Raw genomic sequence first — 9,425 nt, 5'->3', positions numbered from 1 at the left:
GCGTCGCGGTCGCGCAAAAGCGAGCGTGCGTAACGGCGCAGGCGCGGTATTTCGCCAAGGATTGCTGCCTTCTTTTCGTCCATGACCGCTGGTTTCGAGGTCGCCCTTGTTGATCTGGATTGAACGCGCCTTCCGGGCGCGGCGCAAGCGGCCAGCGCGAAGCGGTCTCCCGCCCCGGTCACCCAAGCAATGAGATAACGAGCCCATTGGCCGATTTATTCCCGGTCGGGGTGAAATCTTATTGTTCTTGCTTGCCTTTATCCGTTTTCCTTCGCCGCCCGTGTCAAAAGCCGCTGATAGAACAGGCCGATACCGATCAGAACCGCGCCGAGGCCGATGAAGGATAGCGCCCGGAGTACGCCTTCCAACTCCGACATGTCGAATATGAAGACCTTCAGCACGGCGATCGCGATCAGCGCGGCCGAAGCGATGCGCAGCACCTGCGATTTCAGCCAGACGCCAGCTGAGAGCAGCGCAACGCCAATTACCAGCCAGAGCGCCGAATAGGTGTAGGTTTCCAACTGGCCGAGGCCGCTCCACAGGCCGATGAATTCGCCCTTGAACAGGCGCCTCACCGACAGCGTGGCATAGGCGAAGGCAAGCGCGGCAGCCACCACGGCCAGCATCTGCGCATACCATTTTGGCCGCTTGTCCCTGGCGTAGAGCGCCAGTCCCCCGGCGGCGACCGCCGGCAGGAGATAGGCGAGGAACAACAGGTTGAACACCGGGATACGGCCGGTCGATTCGTCTGTGAAAAGCGGGTTCAGCACCACGAAGTGCCGGATGACGATGAAGCCGACGGAGATTACGCCGATGGCCATCGAACCATAGCGCAGCACCGAGCTTGGCGAGCGCATGTCGATAGCGACCAGGATTGCGCCGGCACCGATGGCGATCAGGGTGTAGATCGACTGTTCGGCGAGCGTCATGGCACCCGTGTCGATGACGCCACCGTGCATGGCGTGGCGCACCAGTATGGCGAGCGTGAGCAGCGCAAACAGTGCCGCTGCCGCCTCCATGGCAAGGCGCGGCCGGCCATTCGTTGTGCGCGCAAGCTGCCAGGCGGCAAAGCCGAAGGCCAGCGCCGGCACGCCGTAGCCGGGCAACAGCCAGTTGAACACCGGCGTCGTCGACAGGAACCCGGCGCCGACAATGGTCGGGTCGAAGGCGACACGGCCAAGCACCGCGATCACCGCGCCGACCGAAATCCAGCCGAGCACCGGATAGACGCGCCAGCGCGTGGCCAGCGCCGGCACAATGGCCGCCGCACCGAGCAGGATGGTGGTCCAGCCGGAATCGAAAGCCATATGCATCAGCAGCAGCCCGGCGATGGCCGCGCCGAAGGTGAAGGCGATGGCGTAGGTGCGCCGCGTGTTGATGCCGACGCCCTCGGCCATTTCGCGGTTCTGGATGACGGTGCGGATGTCGAGACCGAAGGACGTGCGGCTGATCAGCAGGATGACGCCGAGCAAGGTCAGCATGGCGATGCCGATCAGGATCAGCCGATAGGCCGGGTAGACGGTGAAGAAGAGGTCGAGCGTGCCCTCGATAGGCGGCGTCACCGGCTTGGCGCCGAGACCGAAGATCAGTTCCAGCCCTTGCTGCAGGATCAGGCTGACGCCCCAGGTGGCAAGCACAGTTGAGACCGGCCTGGAATAGAGATGGCGGATGATGGCGAATTCGAGGATGCAGCCGATCACCGCGCCGGCGATGGGGGCAGCCACCAGCCCTAGCCAGAACGAGCCACCCATGCTCTGGACGAAATAGACCGCGAAGGCGCCGACGGTGACGAACTCGCCATGTGCCAAATTGGTCACGTTCATTAGGCCGAAGCTGATCGCTAGCCCGAGCCCGACCAGCATCAGGATACTGATCAGCGTCAGCGCATTGAGCAGCGTGGTGATGACGAAATCCATCGCGTCAGGCCGCACTGGCGAGACGTTGGCGCAGGCCGGCGAGCAGGCCTTCGGCGGCATCGATCACCGCGGCCTGATGAAGCTGCAGGTCTTGCCCGGCCCATTCGTCGATATGGTCCGACAAAGGGTCGACCACTTCGGTACGGTGATTGGCTAGCGTCTCGATGACGGCATGGCCGCAGAACGGCACATAGCCCTCGGAGTAGCCGCCTTCATGGGTCATCATCAGGCGCCCTTGCGAGGTCTCGGCGGCCAGCGCAACCATGCGCGCGGCAAGACGCCTGAAGCATTCGCTGTTGAGCATCATGCGGCCGAGTGGATCGAAGCCGGACGCATCGAAGCCGGAGGCGACGATGACGAGGTCCGGCCTGTAGGCGCGCAGTGCCGGCGCGACAACGCGGTCGAAAGTCGCTTCATAAGCACCGGTTCCGCTGCCGGCCGGCAGCGGGATGTTGATGTTAAAGCCCTCGCCGGCATCTTTCCCGTTGTCGGCCAGCGCACCGCGCCCGGTCGGATAGAGATTGTCCTGGTGCACGGAAATGGTCAGAACCGACGGGTCGGAATAGAACACCGTCTCGGTGCCGTTGCCGTGATGCACATCCCAGTCGACTATCGCCGCGCGCCCGAGCAGGCCTTCATGCTGCAGCCGGCGGACAGCGACGCCAATGTTGGAGAACAGGCAGTTGCCCATCGCCTGGTCGGGCTCGGCATGGTGTCCCGGCGGCCGCGCCAGCGCATAGGCATTGTCGACGCGGCCCGTCAGCACGGCGCGCATCGCGGCATAGGTGGTGCCGGCCGACAGCAGCGCGATGTCAAAACTGTTGAGGCCGATCGGCGCCTGCGGCCCGGCGAAACCGGAGCCGCGTTCGCTGAGCATGCGGATATCATCGACATGGCGTTGCGTGTGCACGCGCAACAGGTCGTCGACCGAGACCGGCTCGGGGATGATCGGCACCAGATGCCGCGACAGGCCGCTGACCTGGATGAGGTTGTTCAGCCGGCGCTTGGAGCCAGGGGATTCCAGATGCCGGCCGGGTTCCACGAAACGGCCGGGCGGCATCATGTCGGCGCTGGAGCCGGTGTCATGCCACATCAGCTGTTCGTGAAAAACGTAGCCTGTCGCCATCCGCAGCGTCCTCTGAAAACCAGGTGACGCTAGCAGGCTAACGATCAGATCGCCCGACCCGAAAGTGGGGTCGCGCCTCTTATCTATGCCCCTCCTTTCGGAGGGGTATGGGCGCCTGCAGATCCTTGCGCGGCGCGCACCGCCTGCACCCGGTTGGTCACCGCGAGCTTGCCGAAAATGTTCTTCAGATGCCATTTCACCGTGGTCTCGCTCACCGACAGCGCCAAGGCGATATCGCGGTTGGACATGCCCTCAGTGAGATAGCGCAGCAGTTCGGCCTCGCGCTGGGTGAGCAGTTCCTTCTCGGCGGCTGGTGCGGTCAGTTTGCGTGTCGCGACAGGCATCGCCTGCGCGGCATCGATGATGCGCGACGCATAGGCTGACAGTGCGGGATCGGTCTTCGCCTGAGCCGCGCGCAGCCGCATCAACCCTTCGACAACAGGCCTTCCCTCGTCGACGAAAGAACGGATGAAGCCGGAGGGTTGGGCGAGACGTAACGCATTGAGGAGATTGCGGTCTGCCTCGCGTTGGTCGTGGGCAGCGCTGGCCGCTTTGGCGCGCAGGATCAGCGCCAATATATGGCGGCGCATGCGCCCGCTGTCTTTCGTGCGCTCGAGCAGCGCGTCGAAAACTCCCGCGGCAGCGGCATAGGATTTCTCGGCCGTCAGCAGGCGGCCCTCGGCAAAGAATTCGAACTCGTTGGCGGTGGTGATGACCACCGAAGCCTCGGTCCCTTCGCCCCGATGCTCGGCCAGCAGCGCACGCGCCTCGGCAATACGGTTCTGATCGAGCAGCACACGTATGCGGTCATGCACGATCATCGATGCCAGGCGGCGATACACCGTGCCGTGTACGCGTTGATAGACGCGCTCAAGCATATCCAGTGCCGCTTCGGTGCGCCCGGTCAGCTGCAGCACGCGGGCATAGGTCGGCACGCTGGCCAGAGGATAGACAATGACTGCCGCGCCTTCGATCTGCGGTCCGAGATTCTCGACCAGGGTCAGCGCTTCGCCCGACGCATTGGTCTCATAGGCAAGTTCCGCAAGCAGCGTGCCGGCCAGGGCCTCGGCATAGGAGTTTGCACCGATCCGCGCCCGAGCCTCGATGATCGCGTTGCGCAGCAGCCGCTCGGCGGCGGGCAAGCGGCCCGCCGAACGCTCGATCACGGCCATGTAGCAATTGGCAATGGTGACGCCGAGCAGGCTGCCGCTTCGCTCATGCGCCCGGCGTGCCGCATCGATGGCGGCGCGTGCGCCGTCGAGGTCACCCAGCGCATAGAGGTTGTAGCCAATGACATTGGCGGTCGCGCCCTCCATGAACCAGGCATCGGGCGCGATGACGCGCAGGGCCGCAAGGGCTGTGTCGCGCGCCTGATCGAACTGCTCCAGCGTGCTGTGAACGGCGGCGGCGAGAACCACGAGCTCAGCCTCGATCGTTGTGCCGGTCATCGTGCCTGGGTCGTTGCTGTCGGTCGGTCCGGTCTCGACCAACTTGCGCGCATTGCTCAGCGTCTGTTGGGCAATCTCCGGCTGGCTGCTGTGCACCGCCAACCACAGCACGACCAGCTGCAGCCGAATGCGCTGGTCGATCAGCTTCCTCGGCAGCAGTGCCAGCAGCTGGCGCACGTAGAGAAGCTGGCACTGGGCGATGAGGTCGAGCGCATTGTTCTCCACGAACACCGCCGCGCGGGCCTGGTCGCCGGCGGCCAGCGCGTGCCCGATCGCCTCTGTCAGCATCTTGCGCTCGCCGAACCATTCGGCGGCCGCCAGATGCAGCGGCGCGATCATCTCCGGTTCGCGCCGTTCCATTTCGCGGCTGAGGAAATCGCGGAACAGATGATGGAAGCGGAACCAGCGCCGCTCTTCGTCGAGCGGCACCAGGAACAGGTTGCGCGTCTCGATCTCGGTGATCGCCGCTTCGGCGTCGGCCGCGCGCATCACCGCCCGGCAGGCCTCGGCGCTGAAGCGTTCGAAGATCGAGCTGTAGAGCAGGAATTTTGCGATCGCCGGCGGCAGTTCCAGGAACACTTCGCCCATCAGGAAGTCGGCGACGTTTCGGTTGGCGCCGGTAAAATTGCCGATGACGGTTTCCGGTGCATGCGCGGCACTCAGTGACAAAGAGGCCAGTTGCAGGCCGGCGGCCCATCCTTCGGTGCGCGAGCACAAGGTCTCCACCGTGCCGCTGCTGACGCTCAGGCCCAGCTTGTCGTTGAAGAAAGCTTCGGCCTCGGATGAGGCGAAACGCAGATCGTCGGGGCCGATTTCGAAAACGTCGCCAAGCACCCGGAGCTTGCCGAGCTGCAGGTCGGGCAGGCTGCGTGAGCCGATGACGAAAGCAACATTTTCCGGCGCCTGCCGGGTCAGGCGCTCCATGAACCGCTTCACCGCCGGCGCCTCGACGGCGTGGTAATCGTCGAAGAACAGGGTGATGTAGGCCTCGCGCGCCGCCAGACCCGCCACAAGTGCCGCGAGCACGACATCGAGCTGCGGGATGGGGCTCGACTGGAAGGCAAGGTCGAGTTCCGCCGGGCTCTGGACCAGATGGCGCAGCGCGCCCACCAGATGCGATAGGAAGGCGCCCTCATCATTGTCCGTCGCCTCGCAGGACAGCCATGCCGTCAGCCTGCCGTGGCGTGCGATTTCCGCAGCCCATTGCGCCATCGTCGTCGATTTGCCGAAGCCAGCGGGCGCGGCGAACAGCACGATGCGCGTGTCGATATGACGCTCCAGCGTCGACAGAATGGTCTCGCGGCGCACCCATCGGCGATGGTGCGGCGACGCTTGGCTGACGGATTGCGGAGCTGTTCTCATCTAGGTCCGCACAGCCTGTAGCTCTCTGGGGGAGAGTCGCCGCAGCCGCTCCACTCCGCTTCGATCAGCGGAATTTGCGGTGCGGCATCGCGCGGCAAGGTTCCCTTGATACGGGGATCGTCGACGATCTCAAATCCGGTAGCGAAGGGCACGAACCCGCAGGCGCTGTAGAATCCGATGACGCTGTGATGATCGAAGCTGCTTGTATGCAGCCAGATGCGGCTCGGGTTGAGACGCCATGCGAGCTCCAGTGCCCCGGCCATCAGCCGTTTGCCGAAACCGCGGCCGGTCAGGGACGGGAACAGGCCGAAATAGGTGATCTCGATCTCGTTATAGTCGGCGGCGAAGAACTCGACCATGCCGAGATGCGCGCCGGTTTCGTCGTGGCCGTAGTAGAGATGCTGGCGCGGGTCGGCGAAATGCTCGGTGATTTCGGCATCGGACATTTCGGAAACGCGGTCCCACAGCCAGGGTGCGCCGATCTCGAGAAAGATCGCCCGGTAGGAAACGCAATCGGGCGTCGTGATCCGTGTCATGCCCAAGGGGCGCGCGAGATCCGGCTGCGGCGTGCGCGCTTCCATCCAGGTCACCGCATTGGCAAGCTTGCCAGCCGGCAGGCGATGGTAGCCAATGGCGAGATCGGTGATTTCGGCGGGCATCGTGTCTTCTGTGATCAACGCATTCCTCGTCATGTCTTCCAGAGATAGCAGTATCGGCTTGCTGCATCCGATGCCAACTCCCCCAAGACCATGGCAGTATCGAACGGCAAGTCCTGGACTGAAAGTTTGGCGCGTATGCCTCTTGCATTTCACAGGAATGGTATATGAGATATGATACATCATCCAGGTGAAAGTGAAATATGATGCCTGAGCGGATTGCGGATGAGGCCATTCTGAGGGCAGTCGATGATGGCTTCGCCCGACAGGTCGCGTTTCTGCAAGACCTCGTGCGCTTTCCCTCCCAACGTGGCGAGGAACACCCCGCGCAGTCGTTTATGGCCGCCGCCTACGAGGCGGATGGCTACGCGGTCGACATGTGGCGCGTCGATGTCGATGAGATTCGCGACCTGCCGGGTTTTTCACCCGTGGCGGTCTCTTACGACGATGCCTTCAACGTCGTTGCTACCCACACGCCGCGAAACGCGACCGGCCGCTCGCTGATCCTCAACGGCCATATCGATGTCGTTCCGACCGGACCGCTCGACCGCTGGGTGCGCGATCCCTACGACCCGGTGATCGAGGACGGCTGGATGCATGGCCGCGGCGCCGGCGACATGAAGGCCGGCCTGTCCGCCTGCCTCTATGCACTGAGCGCCTTGCGTAGCCTTGGCTATCAGCCGGCCGCGAACGTGTATCTCCAGTCGGTGGTCGAGGAGGAATGCACCGGCAATGGCGCGCTTGCATGCCTGCAGCGCGGCTATCGCGCCGACGCCGCCTTCATTCCCGAACCGCTGGAGCCGCGGCTGATGCGGGCGCAGGTCGGGCCGATCTGGTTCAGGGTCGAGGTCGACGGCGATCCGCAGCATGCGTCGGGTGCATTTTCGGCCGGCGCCAATGCCATCGAAAAGGCCTTCGTCATCATTCAGGCGCTGAAGCAGCTCGAAATCGTCTGGAACGCGCGCAAGGTCGATGACAGGCATTTCCATGATCACCCGCATCCGATCCGCTTCAACCTCGGCAAGATCGAAGGCGGCGAGTGGACATCGAGCGTTCCGGCGCGCTGTGTCTTCGAGATGCGCGTCGCCACCTATCCCGGCCAGAGGCTCGAAGACGCCAGGGCCGAGCTCGAGGCCTGCATTGCCGATGCGGCGCGCGCCGATCCGTTCCTGGCCAACCGACCACCCAAGATGACCTACAATGGCTTCATGGCCGAGGGCTATGTGCTGGAGGGCGCCGACGAGATGGAAGCGGTGCTACGCCGCAGCCATACCGCCGTCTGGGGCGAGCCGCTGACGGAACACGTCACCTCGGCGACCACCGATGCACGTTTCTTCGGCCTCTATGCCGACACGCCGGCGATCGTCTACGGCCCGATCTGCCGCATGCCGCATGGCTATGACGAGGCCGTCGATCTCGACTCGGTGCGCAAGGTCACCCAGACGATCGCGCTGTTCATCGCCGACTGGTGTGGCCTCGAACCTATCGAGGCTAAGCCATGAATGCGGCGGTGCCCGATGCGTTCGGCGAAACACTCGCCGAGGACGCACCGGATGTCTCCACGGCCGGCGCCCTCGCCATCCTGCGCCGGCACTACGGGCTGAACGGCACCGCGCGTCCGCTGCCTGGCGAACGCGACCACAATTTCCATGTTCAGACCGACGGCGAGGGCGAGTTCGTCCTGAAGATCTCCCATCCGGCGGAAGAAGCTGGCTTCACCGATTTCCAGAACAAGGCGCTCGACCACATCCTTGCGGTCGACCCCACCTTGCCGGTTCCCTCGGTGCGCAAAAGCCTCGAGGATGAAGCGCAGTTCGCGGTCAGCGTCGCTGGATCGGCGCCGCGCATCATCCGGCTGGTGACCTATCTGTCCGGTCAGTTGCTGTCGCGCTCGCCGACTTCCGAGGCGCAGGATCGCAATCTGGGCATCTTCCTCGCCCGCCTCAGCCGGGCGCTGCGCGGCTTCTTCCATCCGGCCGCCGGCAACGACCTGCTCTGGGACATCCGCAAGGTCGCCAAGACACGGCCGATGATGGCGCACATCACTGATCCGAGTCGGCGGGCGATGGTCGAGCGCGCGATCGCCTCCTTCGAGGAGCATGCTGCGCCGGTCATCCCGAGCCTGCGCGCGCAGATCGTCCACAACGACATGAATTCCTACAATGTGGTGATGGATGCTTCGCGGCCGGAGGTCGTGAGCGGCATTCTCGATTTCGGCGACATGATCCATTCGCCGCTGATCTGCGACCTCGCCATCGGCGCCGTCTACCGCTGGCCGGCGGAAGGCCATCCGCTGGCACCGGCGGCGCGCTTTGTCGCAGGTTATCAGTCGCTCCAACCACTGGAGGAGGAAGAGATTGGCATTCTCTTCGATCTGATCCGTGCCCGACTTGCGCTCATCGTCAACATCGCCAGCTGGCAGGCCGAGCGTTTCCCGGCCAAGCGCGACTACGTGCTGCGCCTCGCCACCGAAGTCTGGGCTTCACTCGAACGGTTGAACGGCCTGTCGTCCACCGATGCCCGCCGCTATTTTCTCGACCATTCCAATCCGGAGTAGATTCCCGTGTCCCAGTCCTCGCCATACCCCGCAAATGCCGACGCGGCTGCATCGGAGCGCGCGCTGCTCGAACGCCGCGCCAGGCTGCTTGGGCCGACCTACCGCGCCTTCTACCGCAACCCGATCCATCTGGTGCGCGGCAGCGGTGTGTGGCTCTACGACGCCCAGGGCCGCAAGTTCCTCGACGCCTACAACAACGTCGCCTCGGTCGGGCATTGCCATCCGCGCGTCGTCGAGGCGCTTTCGAGGCAGGCCGCAACGCTCAACACCCACACACGCTATCTCAGCGAGATCATCCTCGACTATGCGGAAAAACTACTCGGCACCGTTCCGGCCCATCTTGGCCACGCCATGTTCACC

Annotated in this window: 7 protein-coding genes and 1 pseudogene; 3 read left to right on the top strand and 5 right to left on the bottom strand. The window is 64.1% G+C overall.

Annotated features, from left to right (window positions below):
- The 5 genes and pseudogenes from EN991_RS41770 to EN991_RS11590 form a co-directional block, all read right to left on the bottom strand.
- Nucleotides 1–182 (bottom strand): annotated as a pseudogene (locus tag EN991_RS41770) (RNA polymerase sigma factor); the annotation flags it as partial.
- A 75-nt stretch (nt 183–257) separates the two neighbouring features.
- Nucleotides 258–1,862: a DUF2339 domain-containing protein gene (locus EN991_RS11605; protein WP_245460945.1), complete on the bottom strand. Its 1,605-nt coding sequence runs from the start codon at nt 1,860–1,862 to the stop codon at nt 258–260.
- 58 nt (nt 1,863–1,920) lie between these two features.
- Nucleotides 1,921–3,042, bottom strand: a complete 1,122-nt coding sequence (locus EN991_RS11600) for a class II histone deacetylase (RefSeq protein ID WP_013532992.1) — start codon at nt 3,040–3,042, stop codon at nt 1,921–1,923.
- Nucleotides 3,043–3,125: 83 nt separating this feature from the next.
- Nucleotides 3,126–5,852, bottom strand: coding sequence for a LuxR C-terminal-related transcriptional regulator (locus EN991_RS11595; protein ID WP_127368784.1), 2,727 nt, complete (start codon nt 5,850–5,852; stop codon nt 3,126–3,128).
- Entirely contained in the window at nt 5,849–6,529 is a 681-nt protein-coding gene (locus tag EN991_RS11590) for a GNAT family N-acetyltransferase (protein ID WP_127368783.1), read from the bottom strand. Before EN991_RS11590 ends, EN991_RS11595 begins: the two co-directional genes overlap by 4 nt.
- Before the next feature lie 185 nt (nt 6,530–6,714).
- Here EN991_RS11590 and EN991_RS11585 point away from each other — a divergent pair, with 185 nt between their 5' ends.
- The 3 genes from EN991_RS11585 to EN991_RS11575 all read left to right on the top strand — a co-directional run.
- Nucleotides 6,715–8,010, top strand: coding sequence for an ArgE/DapE family deacylase (locus EN991_RS11585; protein ID WP_164753649.1), 1,296 nt, complete (start codon nt 6,715–6,717; stop codon nt 8,008–8,010).
- A complete protein-coding gene (locus EN991_RS11580) occupies nt 8,007–9,065 on the top strand; it encodes a phosphotransferase (protein WP_127368781.1) in 1,059 nt (352 codons plus the stop codon). The genes EN991_RS11585 and EN991_RS11580 overlap by 4 nt, the downstream gene beginning before the upstream one ends.
- A 6-nt stretch (nt 9,066–9,071) precedes the next feature.
- The coding region (locus EN991_RS11575; protein WP_127368780.1) for an aminotransferase class III-fold pyridoxal phosphate-dependent enzyme at nt 9,072–9,425 on the top strand (354 nt) is incomplete at its 3' end.

This window comes from Mesorhizobium sp. M7A.F.Ca.US.005.03.2.1 (assembly GCF_003997795.1).
Taxonomy (GTDB): Bacteria; Pseudomonadota; Alphaproteobacteria; order Rhizobiales; family Rhizobiaceae; genus Mesorhizobium; species Mesorhizobium ciceri.
This window is presented reverse-complemented; position numbering and strand designations above follow the sequence as displayed.